The organism is Gardnerella bivia (assembly GCF_049262715.1).
In the GTDB taxonomy this organism is placed as follows: domain Bacteria; phylum Actinomycetota; class Actinomycetes; order Actinomycetales; family Bifidobacteriaceae; genus Bifidobacterium; species Bifidobacterium vaginale_A.
On sequence record NZ_CP058399.1, the window covers coordinates 945,214 to 968,047 of the forward strand.

The 22,834-nt window shown below is 36.6% G+C and carries 10 protein-coding genes; 5 read left to right on the plus strand and 5 right to left on the minus strand.

Translation table 11 applies throughout. The annotated features are described in order from the left end of the window. The first annotated feature begins 229 nt into the window (after positions 1–229). Complete coding sequence (locus HXT27_RS03800) at positions 230–5,977, plus strand: S8 family serine peptidase (protein ID WP_158245132.1); 5,748 nt, start codon at positions 230–232, stop codon at positions 5,975–5,977. A 468-nt stretch (positions 5,978–6,445) separates the two neighbouring features. Further along, positions 6,446–12,382, plus strand: coding sequence for a S8 family serine peptidase (locus HXT27_RS03805; RefSeq protein ID WP_422113096.1), 5,937 nt, complete (start codon positions 6,446–6,448; stop codon positions 12,380–12,382). A 189-nt stretch (positions 12,383–12,571) separates the two neighbouring features. Here the strand turns inward: HXT27_RS03805 and HXT27_RS03810 are convergent, their stop codons facing one another. The 3 genes from HXT27_RS03810 to miaA all read right to left on the minus strand — a co-directional run bounded on the left by HXT27_RS03810 (position 12,572) and on the right by miaA (position 15,239). Next, positions 12,572–13,315 (minus strand): Bax inhibitor-1/YccA family protein, encoded by a 744-nt coding sequence (locus tag HXT27_RS03810; RefSeq protein ID WP_103042897.1) that lies wholly within the window; start codon positions 13,313–13,315, stop codon positions 12,572–12,574. Positions 13,316–13,424: 109 nt separating this feature from the next. Then, on the minus strand, positions 13,425–14,117 hold the full coding sequence (locus HXT27_RS03815) for a GTP pyrophosphokinase (RefSeq protein WP_369803148.1): 693 nt from the start codon (positions 14,115–14,117) through the stop codon (positions 13,425–13,427). A 126-nt stretch (positions 14,118–14,243) separates the two neighbouring features. Next, complete coding sequence (gene miaA / locus HXT27_RS03820; RefSeq protein ID WP_103042898.1) at positions 14,244–15,239, minus strand: tRNA (adenosine(37)-N6)-dimethylallyltransferase MiaA; 996 nt, start codon at positions 15,237–15,239, stop codon at positions 14,244–14,246. Positions 15,240–15,400: 161 nt separating this feature from the next. Between miaA and HXT27_RS03825 the strand changes: the two genes are divergently transcribed. Next, complete coding sequence (locus HXT27_RS03825; protein ID WP_103042899.1) at positions 15,401–16,549, plus strand: hypothetical protein; 1,149 nt, start codon at positions 15,401–15,403, stop codon at positions 16,547–16,549. Between the two features lie 145 nt (positions 16,550–16,694). On the opposite strand, the gene HXT27_RS03830 is transcribed toward HXT27_RS03825, so the two are convergent. Together HXT27_RS03830 and HXT27_RS03835 are read right to left on the minus strand one after the other, a co-directional pair. Next, the gene (locus HXT27_RS03830; protein ID WP_103042900.1) at positions 16,695–17,843 is read right to left on the minus strand and encodes a 4-hydroxybutyrate dehydrogenase; all 1,149 of its coding nucleotides are present in this window, start codon (positions 17,841–17,843) and stop codon (positions 16,695–16,697) included. A gap of 331 nt (positions 17,844–18,174) precedes the next feature. After that, positions 18,175–18,597 carry a DUF3052 domain-containing protein gene (locus HXT27_RS03835; RefSeq protein WP_082266204.1) on the minus strand — a complete coding sequence of 141 codons (423 nt, stop codon included), beginning with the start codon at positions 18,595–18,597 and terminating at the stop codon, positions 18,175–18,177. Between the two features lie 404 nt (positions 18,598–19,001). Between HXT27_RS03835 and nrdD the strand changes: the two genes are divergently transcribed. Further along, on the plus strand, positions 19,002–21,434 hold the full coding sequence (gene nrdD, locus HXT27_RS03840) for an anaerobic ribonucleoside-triphosphate reductase (RefSeq protein WP_103042901.1): 2,433 nt from the start codon (positions 19,002–19,004) through the stop codon (positions 21,432–21,434). Positions 21,435–21,658: 224 nt separating this feature from the next. Beyond that, positions 21,659–22,366, plus strand: coding sequence for an anaerobic ribonucleoside-triphosphate reductase activating protein (gene nrdG / locus HXT27_RS03845; protein WP_103042902.1), 708 nt, complete (start codon positions 21,659–21,661; stop codon positions 22,364–22,366). Positions 22,367–22,834: the final 468 nt, after the last annotated feature.

Below are 22,834 nucleotides of genomic sequence, written 5' to 3' on the forward strand. Positions count from 1 at the left end.
AAATAAAAATATTTTCGATGTTAATTAAGTTTATTCAATGGGGGGGGGTATTGGCTTTATTATGCCATTTTTTAGTATGGTAGATAATTTTTTTCTGTTTTAATACTGCTTTTATGCTGTTAAATCAAAGATTTTTATTACATAAATAGTGATAAAGTTTCCAACAATATTTCTTCTGCGCTTTAGTCGTTTGGGGGATATGTTCATATTCATTCGAGAGGAGATTGTTGTGAAGTTCACTAGAACGTCATACCTAACTCGGTTAGCAGCATTAGGCATTGCTGCAGCAACATTGCTCGTGCCGTTAAGCCAGGCAAATGCTTCTGAAAATAAAAATAATGAAGAAACTAGTACAAGTTTTGCTATAAAAGATACAAAAGATAAGTCATCTAATCTACTAGAGTCTTCTGCTAAAAAATTAGCTCACAAGAATCTTATAGATAGTGAAAAGCTATACAAAAAATTTGGTTCTAAAACAGTTGTAAATTCTAAAAAACCAGTTACTGTTATAGTCACTTTAAAGAAGCAGCCGAAAACTCCTTCTAAGCAACAAGAACAGGATAACAAATTTAATCAAGATCAATTGATTAAAAAATGGTCTTCCAAGTACGATATGAGCGTTCGCCGTCAATTCGGCTATCTTATGAATGGATTTGAAGCAACTCTTCCATCTAATAGAATTGTTGACTTACAAAATGAGCCTGAAATCGCTTCTGTTGCAAAAGAACGTCTATATTATCCTCTTGAAAATTATGCTCGCACGTTACAGGGTGTGAATGAAGAATTTAAGAAGAAGGGTCTTGATGGCACTGGAATGCTTGTTTCAATTATTGATACAGGTATTGATCCAACACATCAAGATATGAAGCTTGATGATTCAGCTAAGAGCCATTTGAAAATGAAACCAAAGAAGGGCTTCACAGATAAAGTTCCAGATGGTTATAACTACGCTGATGAAAATTATACTATTACAGATAACGGTGCTGAACAGCATGGCATGCACGTAGCTGGAATTGTTGCTGCTAATGGAGATGAAGGAAATAAATTAGCTAAAGATAATTGGCGTGTTGATGGTGTTGCTCCAAACGCACAGCTGCTTGCTATGAAAGTGTTCTCAAACATGCCGGGTTCACATGGCGCTCGTGATTCGGATATAGTTGCTGCAATTGAGGATTCTGTGAAACTCGGTGCAGATGTAATTAACATGTCACTTGGATCCGATAACGGCTTTAGTGGCACATCAAGTGCTACAGGATTAGCATTAAAGAAAGCTAGAGATGCAGGAGTACTTCCAGTTATTTCTGCTGGAAACTCCGGTTTGAATTTCTCTCCATCTGGTGGTGAAGACGATGCTCTTGGAAAATGGGATGATGCAACTTTAGGATCTCCTGCAGCTTTCCCTGAAGCTTTTAGCGTAGCTTCTGTTGAAAATTCTAACGTTACTCAGCTTAAATCCGAGTGGTTTGACAAGGATAATACTAAAACTGGAATTCCGTATTCACCTGCCTCAGGAAAAGCTGATAATAAAGCTCATGAGCTTGTAAATATTAACTTTGGCGAAGAAGATGATGTTAAAGATTTGGATCTTACTGGAAAATATGCTTTAGTTGAGCGTGGTAAGATTTCATTCGTTGATAAGTTCCAGAATGCTATAGATCATCATGCTTCTGGTGTGATCGTTTATAATAAAGCTGGGGATTCATCACAGTTCCTTGGCATGGAAGGCGTTGATAAATTCACATGCTTTGGAGCATCAATTCGTCGTGAGGATGCTTTGAAGATTGTTGACGCTATGAAAAACGGGAAAGTGAAAATTTCCTTTAGTGATTCATTTATGGTTAATAATAATCCTGAGTCTTTAAAGCCATCAACGTTTACATCTTGGGGTCCAACGCCAGAACTTGATTTCAAGCCTCAGATTGCTGGCATCGGAGGTAATGTTTGGTCCACACAGAATGGAAATAAGTACACAAGCATGTCTGGTACTTCCATGGCTGCCCCAAACGTTTCCGGTCTTTCAACTTTAGTAATTGAGAATTACAAGAAGCGTTTCCCGAATCTTTCTCAACAAGAGCGAGTTAAGAGAGTAACTCAAGCGTTGATGAATACGGCGCAGATTCTTGGCAAATCTAAGAAGGTCAATGATATTGGTACTAATAAACTTGTCCCATATGCTCCTCGTCAAATTGGTGCTGGTTTAGCGCAAGTTGATAAAGCTGTTGCTACTAACGTGATTGCTACAGTAAACGGAAATTCTTATGTAGCGCTTCGTGAAGTTAATGGTGAACGTAATATTACTGTTAATCTCCATAATTACAGTGATACTCCAGTTGAGTATGAAATTCCTAATCAAGATGTTGTTAATGAGTCAAACGATAAGTCAAAGAATACTGAAACATTTATTAGCGCTAATGATTCTTTGACAACTTTAACTAGAACTGTAACTGTTCCAGCTCAGCAAACGGTTAAAGTTTCGTTCAATCTTGGAGTTGATTCTTCACATGATCATTATGTTGAAGGTTGGGTACGTTTCATTTCTAAGACCAGTGGTCAGCCTGATTTAGCAGTTCCATATTTAGGATTTGCTGGTAATTGGAATCGTGAAAATATTATCCTTGCTCCTAAGGATACTTATGGTAAATCTGCAACTAAGCTACTTGCAGGACCTTATTTCATGATGCCTGCAGTGCAAGTAAATAAGGAATCTGACAGTGCTTATGAGTTCTCTCCTAATGGTGACGGCGTATTAGATTCCTTAGTTCCAACTATGGTCTTGTTGCGCAATGCTGCTGATTTGCGTTATTCGATTCTCGATAATAACAATAAAGAATTGCGAGTGTTAGGTGAGGAGCATGATGTTTCAAGAATTAGCTTAGGTAATTTTGGTTCTCTTGATGCAGCTGAAGCTGCTTACACTTCTGCTGTAACTAAGTTTGATGGTAAAGTATACAATCCTCAAACAGGAAAATTTGAAACTCTTCCTGATGGATCTTACAAGTATCGTATCTCAGCTCGTTTAGGTGATAAATTCGCTTGGCAGCATTGTGATATGCGATTCAATATTGATACGCATAAGCCAGAAATGATAATTTCTGATCCTCAAAATGTGAAAGTTGATGATAAAGATGATGATGGTCATCCAATAAAGGGTGATGATGGTCAACCAATAAAGAAAGATGCGCAAAAAGTTACTATTCGCGTCAAAGATGCTATGAAAAGCGAACTTAGTAATTTGATGGTTTCAAGTCAATCAAATGATCAAACTATCAAAATGTATGATGACGATTATGAAAAAACACCATGCAAGACAGATAGTGAAGGTTATCACGTATGCGACGTTATCTTAGATAAAGATGACACTTATATCAGTGCAAGCATAAAAGATATGGGTGGCAACTGGAATGATCAAAGTAAAGTCTTTAAAGCTAAGTCTTTGTATCTTACAGGTAAAAGCATACTTGATGGCGAGAAGCTTGGTTTGAAGGATTTGAAAAATGGTAAGGTTGATCTTATAGGCTATGTAAGTAAAGATATAAGTACTGTGAAGGTTAGCGTTACTAACGGTAGTGATACTGTTCAAACTCTTGATTTGAAACCTGAAAACATGAAGTTTGACGCAGGCTTATTGTTGAAAGACGGTAAGAATGATGTCAAAGTTGAAGCTTTTGATTCTTCAGGAGCGTTAGTTGCTTCAGATAGCCTTACAATTTACTTTAATTCTAATATGCCAACTATTAGTGTAACGAATACTAACAGTGATGGAATGTTAGCTGTTAATGCTGATGGTTCAGTAGAAATCAAGGGTAAAGTTACGAACACAGATAAGCTACAAGTTTGGTATAAGCGTGCAAAAACAGCTTCAGATCCTGATGAAAGTGATGATTGGCTGTTTGGCGGTAGTAAGAAAACTACTGTTGACGCTCGTGATAAAGTCAAAGTCGAATCTGATGGAACTTTTGATGTTACTGTAAAACCTCTTGAAAGCGAAAAGAGTATCACATTAGTTGCTATGAATGATGGTAACAGTGTTAAGCAAGATATTGGCTTAGCTGGTCGTGCTACTGTATCGAAAGCTAATACTAGCGATGAAGATGAGTCTTTGAAGTTGATTGTTGCTGATAATATGAATCTTCTAGATAAAAACTATACTTGGATTCATAGCGATAAAACTGATTCAAAAGATATCACTAAAGATTCGCTTACATTAAGAGGTCATGTAGATAAGAGTAAGAATATTACGTCTATATCGTTTACTAAAGCAAATCATGTAAAAGATGATGGCGAATATGAAAATCCAGAGCCAATAACTACAGCGCCGGATGAAGAAGGTAATTTTGCTATAACGTTGCCTATGCATCCTGGAGTTAATGATTTCCATCTTCTTATTCAATCTGGAGAAAATAAACTCTTTGATGGTCCAGCTGCTATTTACTTTGATAATGAAGCTCCAAAAATTACATTATCTAAGCCAGAGCTTTATGATAATACGCTCTTTACTAATAAAGATACTGTAGATTTTGAAGGTACTTTAAGTGATGACGCATTTGGATATGATTTCTATATCAATGGTTCTGTAGTATCTGATTTTATGTCTTACGATGGTGGTGGAGCTGATGTAAATCGTAAAAGCTTTACTACTACTGTTCCTGTATCCAATAAAGATCATATTCTTATGCAATTTGGAGATAAGAATAAGTATCAATTTGCTGGAATGATTCCTGTAGTTGTTGATAAAGATTTGCCAACTATTGATAGTAATTTGCAAAAGAATCAAAAGATAGACGATTCATATAACATTACAATTAACGCAAAAGATAAGAATATTAAATCTCTTCATGTGTTGATTGATGGTGTTGAAGTTGGTTCTGCAGAAAATAACTTACGCAAGACATTAGCAGCAAGTTTGCTTTCTGAAAAAGAAAGTGATGTAGAGAATAATAAACCTGCAGTTCCAGATAAGGATAATTTGACTGTTAATGTTTCTGGTAAAGATATCAATGCTGGTAATCATACAATTACTATTCAAGCAGAAGATTATGCAGGAAATATTGCTGTTGATAATTCGTCTATCGATTTTGTAAAGCTTGCTCCGCCAGCTCCGTCTGTTGACGTGAAAGCTCCTCAAGCGCCTGAGTCTGTTTCGAGTCTTGATAAGTCTGTTAAGGGTAATCTTGTTGTTGGTGCAAATGAGAATAATGTTGCTCGAGCAGGTATTGAGAATCCTATGATTTTGACTTTCGCAGGCTTGCTTGATGCGAATACTGGTTCTGGTACTGGTGATTCAGATGGTTCTGGTTCAGGTTCGGGTACTGGTTCTGGTGCTCCGTCTGGTTCTACTCCTAAAGCTCCAGGTGTCGCTAAGGGTGAGAATGATGTTTCTGCTACGCGCGAGTTTGTTAAGGATCTTATTAAGAATAAGGTTGCTTATGCTTATGCGTATATTTATTCTTCGCCTAAATTATTAAAAGGTGAGAATAATACTAATTACGTGAAAGTAACGTTAGACGGTAAGAAGGTTAAGTTTAATGCGATGATTCCAGGAAATTATTCTGGTATTCATACTATCGTGTTGCTTAATTCTAAAGGTCAGCAGATTGCTTGGACTAATGTTTATGTGATTCCTTCTAATGCTGATCAATTTGTTGAAGCTAATGCTGAAACGTATTTGAAGTATTATGAGAATCCTGTGTCTTATGACAGTTCTAGTGAGTCTAGTGACTCTAGTGTGAAGTCAGATGATTCTAAGAATGATGTTAAGAATGATTCGGATGATTCTAGGTCTTCTAATGACTCTAGTGATTCTCATCGTAATCGTCGTCATGATTCTGTTAAGAAGTCTAAGTCTAAGGTTGCTCATACTGGCGTAGATGTTATGCCTGTGATGATGATGAGCGTTATGCTTATTGTTTGTGTCGTATTCTACGTTAGTGTTAGAGAGGTTAAGGAGTTAGTTTCTAGAGTTAATGTGTTGAGCTAGTTTTAGTTCGATTGCGGCTGTTTTAGTTGCAATAAGTTTAATGCTCTTCGTTTTGTGAAGTGAAATTCATGAAGCGAAGAGCATTTTTGTTTTATTTAATTATTAGTTTGTTTTATTTAATTATCAATTGTTTTTAGCTATTGCTTAGTTAATCAATTTTATGATTTGTAAATATAAGCATTATTTAATATTAAATTTTTAGGAATTTTTACGAATTATGTATGTAAATTAAATGTTAAATAAAAATATTTTCGATGTTAATTAAGTTTATTCAATGGGGGGGGGGGTATTGGCTTTATTATGCCATTTTTTAGTATGGTAAATAATTTTTTTCTGTTTTAATACTGCTTTTATGCTGTTAAATCAAAGATTTTTATTACATAAATAGTGATAGAGTTTCCAACAATATTTCTTCTGCGCTTTAGTCGTTTGGGGGATATGTTCATATTTATTCGAGAGGAGATTGTTGTGAAGTTCACTAGAACGTCATATCTAACTCGGTTAGCAGCATTCGGCATTGCTGCAGCAACATTGCTCGTGCCGTTTTCTGCAGTTCCTGCTTTTGCACAAACAGTTGCAGATGTAAACAATAACGAAAAATCTGCTTCTGTTGACGCAAATAAATTGCTTAGTGACGCTGCGCAAAAAGGTCACGTACCAACAGAAGCTGAGATTAAAAAAGCTATTAAGGCTTTTTCTGAAAATCATAAGAATTCTGATGATGTTCCTAAAGGTTCAATACTTGAAAAAGCAATAGAAGATTATAAAAAAGCATATAAAAATGAATTCGACTTCAATTCTAAAAAAGAAGTGAATGTTATAGTTACACTTAAGGGTAAAAGTGGCATAGGGAAGGGTGTTGCTTCTGCTCGTATGGCTCAGCAAAATAAGCTACTATCTAAATGGTGTGAAAAGTATCAAATGAAAGTTCGTCGCCAGCTTGGATATTTGGTGAACGCATTTGAAGTTACAATGCCTCAGAATCTCGTTTTAGAGCTTAGAAAAGAGCCAGAAGTCGAATCTGCTCATAAAGCACGTAAATTCCATACTATGGAAAATAATGCGCGTGTTCTTCAAGGAGTGTCTGAAGCGTTTAAGAAATATAAGCTTGACGGTACCGGTATGTTAGTTTCAATTATTGATACCGGTATTGATATGAATCAGCCAGATATGAAGCTTGATTTAAGCGCAAAAGCTCATATTAAAATGCAACCAAAGCCAGGTTTTACAGATAAAGTGCCTGACGGTTATAATTTTGCAGATCAAAACAATAACGTTAGAGATGACATTAGTGAAGAACAGCATGGCATGCACGTAGCTGGAATTGTTGCTGCTAATGGAGATGAAGGAAATAAATTAGCTAAAGATAATTGGCGTGTTGATGGTGTTGCTCCAAACGCACAGCTGCTTGCTATGAAAGTGTTTTCTAATGAAGCTAGTAGAGCTGGCGGTGCGGATGACGCTGATATAGCTGCTGCTGTTGAAAAATCCGTTGAGCTTGGTGCTGATATTATAAACATGTCTCTTGGTTCAACCAATGGTTTTAGTGGAGCTTCAAATATTACAGGTCTAGCCTTGAAGAAAGCTAGAGATGCTGGAGTTCTTCCAGTTGTTTCAGCTGGAAACTCTGGTTTGAATTTCTCATCTAACGGTGAAATAGATGATGTTTTAGGAAAGTTAGATGATGCAACTCTTGGAACTCCTTCTGCGTTCCCTGAAGCTTTTAGCGTAGCATCTGTTGAAAATTCCATTATGACAGAGAAAAAAGCTACTTATAAAGCAGATGGTTCCGATAAAGGTACAGATATACTTTATAGGTTAGCGACTGGTAAACCTGATGGACAGGAGCGCGAAGTTGTTTCTGTAGGATACGGAAGATCGTACGATGATGATTCTGACGATCCTGATATAGATGAGTATGATGGCGTAAACGTTCACGGTAAATACGTATTAGTTGAGCGTGGTAAAATCAATTTTGCTACAAAATTTAAGCATGCTTTTGAAGCTGGTGCAGCAGGCATACTTGTTTACAATAATGATAAAGGTACAGAACAATTCCTTGGTATGGCTGGTATTGAAGGATTTGGTAAAAAATTTGGAGTATCGATTAGACGTTCTGACGCGTTGAAAATGCTTGATGAGCTTAAACAAAATAAGAAAGTTAAGATTTCTTTCAGCAATAATTATGTAAGTGCTCCAAATCCTGATAGCATGCATCCTTCAGGATTCACTTCTTGGGGTCCAACGCCAGAACTTGATTTTAAGCCTCATATTGCTGGAATTGGTGGAAATGTATTCTCTACTCAGAACGGTACAGGCAATTATGTGAATATGTCTGGTACTTCCATGGCTGCTCCAAATATTTCCGGTCTTTCTGCTCTTATGGTGCAATATTATAAGAATCGTTTCCCGAAGCTTTCTGCAAAAGATCGAGTAAAAAGAGCAACTCAAGCATTGATGAATACAGCTAAGATTCTTACATCTAATGGTAAAGATGATGGTGTTCCATATGCTCCTCGTCAAATTGGTGCTGGTTTAGCGCAAGTTGACAAAGCTATGGATACTAATGTTATTGCAACTGTAAATGATGAATCTTATGTACCTCTTCGTGAAGTTAATGGTGAACGAACTATTACAGTCAATTTGCATAATTATGGAAGCAAAGATTTAACTTTCAACGTTCCAACTGAAAAAGTATTAAATGAATCTAATGAAGCTAATAAAGATACTGTTACAAATATAAGTAATGAGAATTTAACTCCTCAAAATTGCAATGGCAGTATTTTAGTAAAAGCTAATAGTGTTGCAACAGTTGAATTCAAGCTTAAACCAGATACTAGTAAAGATCACTATATTGAAGGTTATATTCGATTTGAATCAAAAGATTCTAATCAGCCAAGTCTTTCAGTGCCATATCTTGGTTTTGTGGGAGATTGGAATAAGGAACCGATTCTTGTTGATCCAAACAATGAGTACTCTTCCGATGTTAAAGCAAGTACAACTCTTGTTTCTGCAGTAAGCAATACTAATAAAGTAAAAGTGAATCGTGAAGGTGAAGCTGCTAAATTAGGTTCATTCTCTCCTAACAAAGATAAGCTTTTAGACACTATTATCCCATCTTTAATGATGTTCCGTAGTGCTGAAGAAGTTAAGTATTCTATATATGACGCTAAAGGCAAGCTGATTAAAGACTTAGGTTATGATAATTATGTTAGCCGTAGCGATTACAGGAGTCTTAAAGGAAGCGCTCATGGTAATGAGAGTTCGACTGGTGAATGGGATGGTAGTGAATACGATCCTAAAACCGGTAAAGAAGTAACTGCTCCTGACGGAATATATACGTATAAGGTTACAGCTAAATTATCTAAGAATTCTGATCGTTTCCAAACCTACACTATGAAGGTTGGTCTTGATACAAAAGCTCCTAAGATTAAGGTTTCTGATCGTGACTCTAATGGTGATGTGATTATTACTGTTGTGGACGATTTGAGTGAAACTTATGTGCCTGATGTTCATATAAATGGCAAATGGGCTGCAGTTAGAAATGTAGATAAAACATGCCAGGAAAAAGATGAAAAAGGCGCTTGTAAGTTAAACTTTGATCCTTCTAATCCTGCAACAAAGCATACTTATAAGGTTCATATTGGCTCTGATGCTAAATTCCTTTATGTCTCAACTAAGGATTCTGCTGAAAATAAGAGTGGCTATGTTTATAAGATCTTCAAGGATTCTACAGATTCTAAAGATGTTGTTATAAATGGTGCTTCTAAGCTTGCAAGTAAGACTATGGCAATTAGGTTCATGTCTAAATTCGATGGTGACGATAATCTTTATCTTCCTATCGGCGGTTATGCTTCCGATGATGTGAAAGATATTAAGGTTTCAGTTACTTATAAAGATAATGGGAATAAGACTGTAACTGTTGATGATAAGCATAAGAAATTCTTCGAAGATAAATCAGCTTTTGCAGCTTATGTTCCTCTTGAAAACGGTGTTAATCACATTGTTGTTACAGGTTTAAACTCTGCAGGTTCTTCAATTGGCACTGCTGAAGTTGATGTAACTTTCAATGCTCATGCTCCAAATATAACAGTAACTAATTTGAACAAGAATAATAATCTTGATGTTAAAGAAAACGGCGAAGTTACTATTAAAGGTAAAGTTACTGACGATAAAGGTGACAAGCTTTCGATGCATTTGGATTATGTTAAAACAGCTCAAACTCCTGATGGTGGTGTTTCTGTTGGTAGCGGTTCTTCTTCTGGAGAATTTGTAGATCCTGATGATGTAAAGCTTAATGATGACGGTTCATTTGAAGTTACTGTCAAGCCTGATGCTTCCGCTTATACAGTTACTCTAACTGCATCTGATGGTGCGAATGATTCTTCTAAAGTGTTTGCTTTAGAAGGTCGTACGAAGCCAGTAGATAAGTTTGATAATGAAGTTCATAGGATATTCAGCAAGGATTATGACTTTGAAATAGATAAGGAATCCGCAAATAAGTTTGAAGGAATGAACACTTATATAATTCAACCAAAATTGAAAGACGGTAAGCCAAATCCTAATATAAGTGGTAATTCCTTTACAGTAACAGGTAAAGTTGGACCTAAGATTTCAAACATAGTGTTCACTCCTTCTGCTGAAGTAGTTGATGGTCATATGAAATTGAAAGATTCTATTGTTGCTGTAATTAAAGATGGTCGTTTTTCTGTGACTCTTCCTATGCATGTTGGAATAAATGATTTCCGTATGCAACTTAAAGAAAAAGTTAAGAAAGAAGGATCAACTGAGGAATCTGAGAGAAGCTTCCTTGATACTAAAACAAGATTCTACTTTGATGTAAATCCGGCTAAGGCTGTGTTTAGTACTCCTAAGCTTTACGGAAATACGTTGTTTACAAATCAAGATTCTGTAGACTTCGAAGGTTCTATGAGTCAAGATAGCTTTGGATATTCTCTGCTTATAAACGGCAATATAGTTAGCGAATTCTTCTCAACAGATGGTGGAGGAGAAAAAGTAAACGAATCTTCATTCAATAGGAAGTTTGATGTAAAAGATAAGGATATTATTCATGTAGAAGTGAATAATACAACCGCTTCATCTTTGCAAACATTCATACCTGTAGTTGTTGATAAGTTGAATCCTAAAGTTAATATTGGCGTAGAAAGCAATGAAACTATTAAAGATAATAGATCCGTCAAAGTGAAAGTTAAGGATGATAATCTCAAACTTGTAAAAGTATATGTTGATGGTAACGTTGTTGCTTCTAGTGAAAATCAACTTGTTTCCAAGAGCATTGAAGATACTCTTACTGATGCAGATTCAGATAATAATAGTGAGAGTAATGTTTCTGCAGATAAGCCAGATAAAACAGAGTTTGATTTTGATATTCCAACTTCTGATTTAACTAATGGTAAACATGTTATTAAAGTAGAAGCAGTTGATTATGCAGGTAATATCACAACTGATACTGGTGATAGTAGCGATACTATTTCAAAAGTAATTGTGGTTGACCACTTAGAGCCTCCATCTTCTTCTGAAGAAGCTCCTGAAGCTCCTGAGTCTGTTTCGAGTCTTGATAAGTCTGTTAAGGGTAATCTTGTTGTTGGTGCAAATAAGAATAATATTGCTCGAGCAGGTATGGATAATCCTATGATTTTGACTTTCGCAGGCTTGCTTGATGCGAATACTGGTTCTGGTACTGGTGATTCAGATGGTTCTGGTTCGGGTTCGGGTACTGGCTCGGGTGCTCCGTCTGGTTCTGCTCCTCAAGCTCCAGGTGCTGCTGGTGAGAATGATGTTTCTGCTACAAGCGAGTTTGTTAAGGATCTTATTAAGAATAAGGTTGCTTATGCTTATGCGTATATTTATTCTTCGCCTAAATTATTAAAAGGTGAGAATGATACTAATTACGTGAAAGTAACGTTAGACGGTAAGAAGGTTAAGTTTAATGCGATGATTCCAGGAAATTATTCTGGTATTCATACTATCGTGTTGCTTAATTCTGAAGGTCAGCAGATTGCTTGGACTAATGTTTATGTGATTCCTTCTAATGCTGATCAATTTGTTGAAGCTAATGCTGAAACGTATTTGAAGTATTATGAGAATCCTGTGTCTTATGACAGTTCTGATGACTCTAGTGACTCTAGTGTGAAGTCAGAGGATTCTAAGAATGATGTTAAGAATGATTCGGATGATTCTAGGTCTTCTAATGATTCTAATGATGATTCTCATCGTAATCGTCGTCATTATTCTGTTAAGAAGTCTAAGTCTAAGGTTGCTCATACTGGCGTAGATGTTATGCCTGTTGTAACAATAGTTTCGTTGCTTCTTGTTTGTGTCGTATTCTACGTTAGTGTTAGAGAGGTTAAGGAGTTAGTTTCTAGAGTTAATGTGTTGAGCTAGTTTTAGTTCGATTGCTGCTGTTTTAGTTGCAATAAGTTTAATGCTCTTCGTTTTGTGAAGTGAAATTCATGAAGCGAAGAGCATTTTTGTTTTATTTAATTATTAGTTTGTTTTATTTAATTATCAATTGTTTTTAGCTATTGCTTAGTCAATCAATTTTATGATTTGTAAATATATAATATTTATTTACTATTCTCGTCTATCTCCAAGTAATTGAAGAAGATAAACAAACATATTTATGAAGTCTAAGTAAAGTTGCAAAGCGCATAAAATAGACAATCTTTTTATAGCTTCAGGCTCATTTTCATATTGCTCAAACAAAGCACGCGTTTTTTGAGCGTCATAAGCTGTAAGACCAGCAAAAAGTAATATTCCAATAGCAGCAACTATCTTAATTAAGTTATCTGATGGAGCAAAGAATGATAGTGCTAGTTGTGAGATAACGAGTACTATCACGCCAACCATAAGAATTGGTCCAGCTTTAAGCATGTTGACTTTAGTAGTAAGTGCAAGCATTGTTAAGCATAGGAAGAATCCTGCTGTAAGACAAAATACTAAAGCTATTGAAGCTGTTGTGAAAATATCGAAAATCACTCCTAAAGTAAATCCTGTAATTGCAGCGTAAATATAGAATATAGCGCGCGCGACTCCAACTCTCATTTTGAAGATGCGTATGCCTAAAACAGTCGACAATATGATTTGAACAAGTACAATGCCAATCCATCCAAACATTCCAGTGCTTTGAATAAAGTAATAGAACGCGTGAGTCGTTTGTGTATACATTGCAACAAGCGCAGTTACTAACAAGCCAATTGTCATTTCGCCATAAACTTTAGTTATTGACGTGTGTTTTGCTCGTTCATATGCGTAAACAGCATTAGTATCAATAACAGGTTGTGAGTTTCCGTATGACTGTTGATCGTAATATGTCATATCGCTCCTTACTATTTGAAACTTATATATTTAAAAGTAAATAATTCACTATAGCACAGTTGAATTAACTTTAGTATAGTTACATTTTTACATTATTAGAACTTATGAGTTATGAATGAGGTGCATTTTCTACGCGAGGAGTACCGTTAATATCGCGGTGGATTCCTTGCATTAAAGCTTCAATTTTTTGCAAATTGCAAGCGCAATCAAGCAATGTTTGTGAATGTTCTGCAAGCTTACTATCTGGTAAATCAGCTTTATAACGCAAAGCGTGTTCCAAACTAGCCCAATAATCCATTGCGATAGTGCGGAATTGGACTTCTACAGGCGTGTAATGAGCGCCGGAAGAAAGGAATACTGGAACTGCGTAAATCACGTGCAAGCTCCTATATCCATTAGGCTTAGGATTTTTAATATAATCCTTTACTTGTAGAACTTGAATATCTGTTTGCTCAGAAAGATATTGAGCTACAGCATAAACATCATCGCGATAGTTGCATATAACTCGTATTCCAGCAACGTCAAAAAGGTTATCGCGTATAGCATGAGTAGAAATATCTAGATTACGTCTATGAAGTTTTTCAAAAATAGAATGCACAGATTTTAGACGGCGTTCCATGTGATGAATAGGATCGTGTGAGAAGCGAACTTGGAATTCGCTATCTAGAATTTCAAGCTTTGTGCTGATTTCATACATAGCTCCTTCATAAACTTGCATCATGTTTACGAAGTCATCTATCTGATCATTAGGCAATTCTGATATATAGTCACCTTCTGCTACCTTTGCATCGGTGCTTCGCAGACGTGCATAAAGCTCTGCGGAATTTACGCGGTTATGACGATCAAGTATCACGTCTTTATATCATACACATAAAGCTTTGAAATTGCCTGAGAATCTTTGCTAATCTTTGCTGATCTTTGCTAATCTTTACTTAAATGTATCGCCAAGATGATGTTGAGTGACGTTAGTATTTAAATAATTAGTTGAATCTGCATCATGAATAATTGACATAGCAGCATCTGTAAGATCTGGTCTTAAAGCATCCAGCCAATGAATGCGAGCATCGCGTCCAAACCAGCCCATTTGTTTACGTGCAAGTCGTTTAGTTTTTTGTGCAATATCTGCGAAAGCATCGTCTTCGCTACATAATCCATCTAAATAATTGATAATTTGCTGATATCCAAGAGCTCTAGAAGCAGTAACGCCTAATCGATTCCGAATTTTAAGAACTTCATCTACAAAACCTTTTTCTCGCATTATTTGAGTTCTAATATCAATTCGTTTGTCTAAATCTTCACGTTTCAAATCTAATCCAATTTGTACGCAATCAATCACATACTTATAGCGCGGAAGACTTGCGGAATATGGTTTACCTGTTAGCTCAATAACTTCAAGAGCGCGAATAGTACGCCGTGGATTACGCGCGTCCATTTTAGATGCAGCAACTGGATCTTTTTCTTTTAATTCTTCAAATAAAGCTAGACCTCCAACTTTCCGCTCACGCTCTTCTAAAGCTTTTCTAATTAACGGATCTGTTCCAGGGAAAGTAATATCGTCAACTGCGGCGCGTGCGTATAATCCACTTCCGCCAACTAAAATTGGTCGTATTTCACGATCTTGAAGTTCATGAATACAATTTCTAGCTAAAGTTTGAAAGCGAGCAACGCTCATAGTTTCTTCTGGATCAATAATATCAATTAGGTGATGTGGAACTTCAGCTTGTTCTTTTGCGCTTGCTTTAGCCGTACCAATATCCATATATTTATACATTTGATAAGCATCTGCGTTAATAATCTCAGCTTTAACTCCATTTTTAGCTAAACGTTTAGCTATCAAAATGCCTAAAGATGTTTTGCCTGAAGCAGTTGGGCCAACGATTGAAATAACTTTTAATGAATTATCTTTTTCATAAGATAGACACATATTCGTTAGACTCCTGTTACGCTTAATTTTCAATAATGTAGCTACACTTGTTGAATTATATAAAAACTGACGTGATATGTGCAAAAAATATTATTAGTTTGTATTAAACTACGTATTCCGTATGCTCAAAATTATTTTAATAATTGAGGATGGCAATAGTTATGTTAAATATGTTGAAATTGAAAAAATTTTTGATTTTATTATTTACGTTAATAATAGTTATACCTCTGTTTTCTGGATGTTCAAACAGTAAGCAGAGTAGTAAAAAATCTGGATCGATAGAAAAAGTATGCGTTCATAATGCAAAAACTGCTGCATTGTATAAAAAAGTTTTAGCAAATGCTAGTAAATATAATTTTGATCCTGAAGGAACTGAGGATTCTGATAATAATCCTAAAGAAACTAAGTATTCTTATGCATTGGTCAATATGAGTAATAGAGATGTTCCAGATCTTATTCTTCGAAAAGATGCTAATTACATGTATCCTTTGAAGCTTTTTACTGTAAATAAAGACTACAGTGATGTTGTTTCTTCAGATGACTTAATTCATGAGGGTATGTATGTTTCAAATGGAATTAGAGTTTTTGTAGAACAATATGTAAATACTAATGCGCTAAGATACACTGAATTGTCTGGCGGAACAGGTGAAGCTGAAATTTATAAAGTTACTATGAATATTGCGAATAGTAATCCTGTTGAAAAAGAGAAATATTGGTCAGGGATAATTACTGATTCTCCTAAAGATAAAGTAAAACAAATCAATTTTGTTAGTGTAAATAACACTAAAATTCTCGATGATTTAGCTAAAACTGAAGATAATACTTATAAGAAGTCTATAAGTAGAAAAAGTGGAAAATCTGAATCGAAGAATAAGAATTCTAAGAAAGAGAATAAAAAATCTAAGAATGTTAAATCTTTAGCTAAGAAGATCGAGGACGAAAAAGCGAGTGGGCGACAAGTTGTTTTCGGAACTGTGAGAGTTCTTTCATATGATCAGGTTCTTAAAATGCAGAATATGCCAGATCCTAATCCCGGTTATGATCACAGTCGTGAAAACTTTATGCTGCTTATTTTTGATAATAAATCAAGCATTCTCTTAAATCATAGCGGAGATATGGGTAATACTCCTAAACCTAAAGATGCAAGTATGTTTGCATTAGAAAAAGATAGTGAAGCAGAACGAGCTATGAAAAAATATATTGGGAAAAAAGTTTATGTAAGCTTTAGAGTAAATGACGGATTCTTCCCTTCTGATACTAGCTTGCCTTTAGGTGAGCCACGGTTGGAAGAGCTAAAAGTTATTGAATAATTTTTAGCTCTTTCAAAAACAACTAATAGACTTTGCAATGTATATAATTTGTGATGTCTATTAGTTGTTTTTTTAAATATTGCTTGCGTTCATTAGTTTATTACTTAATTTTTCTAAAGCGAGTGGTTGGTGTGAGTGTGCGGTTTTAGAAAGTAGATGTATAAACTTCTTCAATAGCACTTTCACTCATCGGCATATATGAGTTTTTCAAAAGGCGTTGCTGTTCTTTAACAACACTTTTAGACCAGCTTTGAATCATATCTTTTTTCATGCCATACTCGTGGAGCTTATGCTTAGGAAGAATTGTGTTAAGCACTTCATCAAGCTTATCTAGAACATCATCTTTAGAGCATTCAAGAATGTTAGACATAAATTCGAAAAGTTTAGAAAGTTCAGTGTTGTTCTTTTCGCTGTCTTTGTTTTTTTCGTTATTTTCACAATCGTGTTTAGCATAATAGCGTAAAACGCTTGTAAGAAGAGATGCATTTGTTTCGCCGTGAGCAACGTGGAAAGTACCTCCAAGAGGATAAGCCATAGCGTGAACGCAGCCACATCCAGCATTACCAAAAGCGATGCCAGCGTAAAGACTTGCTGAAAGCAAATCGTCTACAACTTGTTTTTTCGCGTTATCTCCGGCGTTCACAACTTTCATATAGCTTTGCAAAATAAGACCACAAGCCTTATAGCTAAACATTTTCGTAAGATCAGTTGCAATTGGAGAAAGTGCAGACTCAATTGAGTGTGTAAGAGCGTCAATAGAGCTTGTTGCAAAAACGTAGTCTGGAAGGCTTTTCAATAATTCTGGAATAAGAATTGCGTCACTAGCGTAGCAAGCATCGTTTGCTAAACCCTTCTTGGTATTGCGCTTAGTAAGCGAGAACACTGCAACGTTCGTAACTTCTGAGCCAGTTCCGCAAGTAGTTGGAACAAGAATAAGATCTGCTCCTTTTTGTACAGGAATCTTTCCGTCAACTAAATCTTCAAGTGGGCTAGTATGTTTTAGTGCGCAAACTTTAGAAATATCTAAAACTGTGCCGCCGCCAATTCCAATCACGCGTTTTGCAGGAGTGTGAATATCGCTCATAATTGCGTCAACCATTGCATCGCTTGGTTCGCCTTTACCGTAATTTTCTTGGAAAATCACATCGCAATCAAGATTTAAATTGCCAAAATATGGTTCCCAAATGTATTTGTTAGTTATAACTAAGTCGCCTTCTTTAAGATTAAACTCTTTTGCAAAATCTAGAGCATTGTCGAATTTGTGAATAGTTGGCTTAATTGATAGCTGTTTCATCCTAGACTCCTTTGTTTAATCTACTTGTATTGTAAGCTGAATTGAAACAAAATAACTACTTTATTGTAAGACGTGCTTACGTTAAAAGCAGATGGTTTTTAATGTCAGACATGTAAGTTTATGACGTGTGTGTAGCTAAGTGAATTGTAAGCATACTCTAAAATGCGCGGATTTGTGACTTGCATATTAAGTGTACTCTAAAGATAATTACGCATACTTGTGAAGTTTCAGTCGCGCGCTTAACAAGTTGCATGTAAGTGCTTAACGAGTTTTATGTAGGCGCTCAAGCGCGCATAGAAGTATGCGCAAGACGCGTGTGCTTTTCGTTGAGTTACTTGCTTTGACCTTTGCCGAAAGCGCGTAAGCGAATTCCATTCCAGTCTGCACTTACAGTCAGAGGAGTTGCTGCATTCATTCCAGCTGTTTTTGCTGCAGATTGAACAGTGCTTGAACTTGGAGCTCCTGGGCGCCCTGGCTTAGGAATGAGAACCCACATTGGAGCGTCATCACTTAGCATGTTAGTGGCATCCATGATTGTGTCAGCAAGCTCATCTTCGTCATCGCCATCACGCCACCAAATGATTACGCCATCTACTGCAGAATCATAATCTTCATCTACAAGTTCTACGCCAGTAAGTTGTTCAATATTTGTACAAATGGCATCATCGACATCGTCATCCCATAGCCATTGTTGTATGACATCTCCGGATTGGAATCCAAATTCTTCTGCATGTTGAAAAGCTGTCTGTTCCACGTCACTCAATATATCAAATCGTCGCGAAGTGCGCTAAATTTACGGCGTGTATTCACATTTTCTTCTTTTTGTATATAAATTTACTTCAGTTATGAATTCGGATATTGGTGATTTTAGTGATAAAAATAATAAATATTTTAACTAAAAATAGTAATTTTTACAGTTTAATTTCGAGCGATTTCGTACGACACGCTTAAGACGCGCTTGAAAAATAAAGGATTTTACATAAATCACTATATATTGTGAGGATTCTTTGCTTTAACACTAGATATTGGATATGGTTCGGGTTATAGTTAATCGAGTTGCTCAAGATTAAGCATGATTTTTGTTTGATTTTGGCATTCATTTTACGGCAAAATCGTAGAAGTTAAATTAAAACTGAGAAATCAAGAAAGGTCTGTACAATGCAGGTCTACGAAACGACTTTGGAATCGACATCAAAAGATGAAGTTATCGCAGAAGGAAATGATTCTTCTAGTGATTCGCAGAAATCTCGTGTACTTGTTGAGAAGCGCGATGGTCGTGTGGTTGATTTTGATCCAATGAATATAATTATGGCGATTAAAGCTGCTTTTAAGGACTTAGGCAAAGAAGTTGGTCCTCAAGAAGAGCAGATGATTCGAGATATTACGGATCATATTGAAGCTGAGATTCAAGATCGTTATAATGGTCCAGCAAAAATTGAAGACATTCAGACTTTGGTTGAGCACAGTCTTATTGAAAATCATTTGTATGAGGTCGCTCGTTGCTATACAAGCTATCGACTAAATCGAGATATTGATCGTGCTAAAGCTACGGATATCAATGAAGCTGTTAATCGCCTTGTGAATCGTGATGAATCTTTGGTTCGTGAGAACGCAAATAAAGATTCAAATGTTTATGCAACTCAAAGAGATCTTCTTGCTGGAGCTGTTTCTAAAGCATCTGCATTCTCTATGCTTCCTCACGCTGTTTCTAATGCTCATATGAAAGGCGATATCCACTTCCATGATGCTGATTATTCGCCTTTTACTTGCATGAGTAATTGCTCACTTCCAGATTTTGGCGACATGCTAGCTAAGGGATTCGCTCTTGGCAACGCTATGATGGATAGTCCGAAGTCAATTGGTACAGCTGCTACTCAAGTTACTCAGATTATTAAAGATATTGCTGGTGCGCAATACGGTGGTCAGACTGTTAATCGCACTGACGAAATGCTTGAGCGTTATGCAAAGTGCGATTATGACAAGAATCTTTCCATGGCAAAAGCAATGATTCCTGATTCAACTCCAATTCAAGTCGCTAAAGATATGATTGATGGTTTGAAAGCGCAAGAACCAAAGAATCTTCATTGTTCAGATAGAGATCCTCTTCCACCTGACGCGCCATTTGACGATAATTTGAGTGAGCTTGATCAGATTCGTGAAATTTACGCGAAGATTATGACGCGCAAAGCTATTTATGACGCTATGCAAACTATGGAATATCAAATCAACTCTAATCGTGTTTCTAACGGTCAGACTCCGTTTGTAACTGTTGGTTTTGGCTTAGGTACTTCTTGGTTTGCTCGTGAAATCCAGCGTGCTATATTGCTAAATCGTATCCGCGGACTTGGTAAAGATCGTCACACTGCAATCTTCCCTAAACTTGTGTTTACTATTAAGCATGGTGTAAATGCAGACCCTCAAGACCCTAATTACGATTTGAAGCAACTTGCTCTTGAGTGCTCTACAAAGCGCATGTATCCAGATGTTGTGTTCTATGAGAATATTGTTAAAATTACTGGCTCATTCAAAGCGCCTATGGGTTGCCGTTCATTCCTTCAGGGTTGGATTGATCCAAAAACTGGTAAGGATGTTGAAGATGGACGTATGAATCTTGGCGTTGTGACAGTCAATGTTCCTCGTATTGCTCTTGAATCTCATGGAGATGTAAACAGGTTCTGGAAGCTTTTTAATGAGCGAATGGAAGTTGCTCACCAAGCATTGAGATTCCGTATTATGCGTTGTAAACAGGCAACTCCAGTGAACGCTCCAACATTGTTCCGATATGGTGCTTTTGGTCGTTTGGAAGCTAACGAGAGTGTTGATCAGCTGTTCCGCAATGAACGCGCTACGGTTTCTTTAGGATACATAGGATTGTATGAAGCTACTTCTGTGTTCTATGGCAAGGATTGGATGCAAGATCACAGTTGGAATGAGGATGGCAAGCAATTTGCGCTTTCCTTGGTTCGCCGTATGAATCAGCTATGCCAACAGTGGTCTAAAGCTGAAGGTTACCATTATTCTGTTTATTCGACTCCTGCTGAGTCCTTGACTGACCGCTTTAACCGTATGGATCGTCAAAAGTTCGGTCGCATTGAAGGCGTAACAGATCACGATTTCTACACTAATTCTTTCCATTATCCTGTTTGGTTGCAACCAACTCCTATGGAAAAGCTTCGCTATGAAGTTGATTTCCCGTATCTTGCTTCTGGTGGATTCATTAACTACTGTGAATTCCCATGCTTGCAGGCAAATCCTAAAGCTTTGGAGGCTGTTTGGGATTATGCTTATAAGATTGGCATTGGTTATTTGGGTACGAATACTCCAATCGACCATTGCTTTGTTTGCGGATTCCAGGGCGATTTTGAGCCAACTAAGGAAGGTTTCCGTTGCCCTGAGTGTGGCAATAGTGATCCTGATAAGTGCAATGTGACTAAGCGTACTTGCGGATACTTGGGCAATCCTGTTCAGCGCCCAATGGTTCACGGTCGTCACGAGGAAATCGCGCACAGAGTAAAGCATATGTCTGGTGAAACTGGTCATGTGACTCTGGATAATGGCGAATCTCGTGAGTGGTATGAGGAAACCAAGTAAGTAAATAGAAAGTTTGCGAAATGCTTACTTCGAGTTCGTGAAATGCGTAGCTCAAGTTTGTAGCTCAAGTTTACAAAAGTAATCGTGTTTCTTGTGTTTGTTGTTTGGTGATAATCTAGCCGTTAGAAAATGTACGTTGCGTTTTGTAATTACATTTTTTGACGGCTGGATTTTATTTTATGATTTATTTGGAGTTTATTTAGTAATTTATATGGAGGTATGTCATGGCTCGCATCAGCTTGCATGATTTTGCGCCTACGGACGCAAATCGTGGGCCATGGATTCCTACATCTCTTTCTAATAATCCTCGCGCAGGTCAGTGGTCAAGTGGACGAATGAGTAAGGGGATGGTGGCTGATTATAAGCGCTTTCTTATGACAGATGGAGAAGGTATTCGCTGTTCGCTTTATGTTTCTGGATGCCCATTTCATTGTGTTGAGTGCTATAACGAGTCTATTTGGGATTTTCGCGCAGGTTATCCTTATACTCAAAAGCTTGAAGATCAAATTATGTCGGATTTAGCTGAGCCTTATGTACAAGGATTAACTCTTCTTGGCGGAGAGCCGCTACTTAATACTGGCATATTGATTCCTTTATGTAAGCGTATTCGAAACGAATTTGGTCATACGAAGGATATTTGGAGTTGGACTGGTTACACTTGGGAAGAGCTTATGCGCAAAGGCGAAACTTCAGATAAGCTTGAGCTTTTGCAATATGTAGATATTCTTGTTGACGGTCGATATATGAAGGATTTGCACGATTCGTTATTACAATTCCGCGGATCTAGTAATCAGAGGATTATAGATGTGCCTAAATCGCTAAAAAATCCACATGATCCGCCTGTTATTTGGGAAAAATTACATGATCAAGAGCGTTTTATCCCATCTATTTACGGTAAAGATCGAGCTAAAGGTGAAGGTGACGCATCATAATAGTGTTAAAACGCATCGTAATAGTATTAAATAAAATAATACGTATATTCAACTAGCAATGTAGCTTTTGTGAATGCTGATAGCAGTGTAGCTTTTGCGGATACTAATAGCAATGTAGCTTTTGCGGATACTAATATCAATGTAGCTTTGTGAATACTAATAGCAGTGTAGCTTTTGTGAACGCTAAATTGCTCTATGCTTTCATACGATTTTTCTCTTATACATAAATTTTATAAATGTTATAAAAATAACAGATTGTTTTATTGAAGTTGATAAATATGCGCGTTTTAGATGATACAGTAGCCTTTGGTGTTTTCGCCCAGGCTGTGTAGGTCAGGGAACATCCATTAGAAATTACAATACGCAGCGTAAAGTTGAAGGAGCTTTTATGACTCATACTTTTAATAATGAAACATCTAATTCGAATATCACAAATGATGAAAATAAGTTAAGGAAAGATGTAAGTAA

Coding starts and splice junctions, on each gene's coding strand:
- nrdG (WP_103042902.1), top strand. CDS start 21,659: ATGGCTCGCATCAGCTTGCATGATTTTGCGCCTACGGACGCAAATCGT.
- HXT27_RS03810 (WP_103042897.1), bottom strand. CDS start 13,315: ATGACATATTACGATCAACAGTCATACGGAAACTCACAACCTGTTATT.
- HXT27_RS03825 (WP_103042899.1), top strand. CDS start 15,401: ATGTTAAATATGTTGAAATTGAAAAAATTTTTGATTTTATTATTTACG.
- nrdD (WP_103042901.1), top strand. CDS start 19,002: ATGCAGGTCTACGAAACGACTTTGGAATCGACATCAAAAGATGAAGTT.
- miaA (WP_103042898.1), bottom strand. CDS start 15,239: ATGTGTCTATCTTATGAAAAAGATAATTCATTAAAAGTTATTTCAATC.
- HXT27_RS03830 (WP_103042900.1), bottom strand. CDS start 17,843: ATGAAACAGCTATCAATTAAGCCAACTATTCACAAATTCGACAATGCT.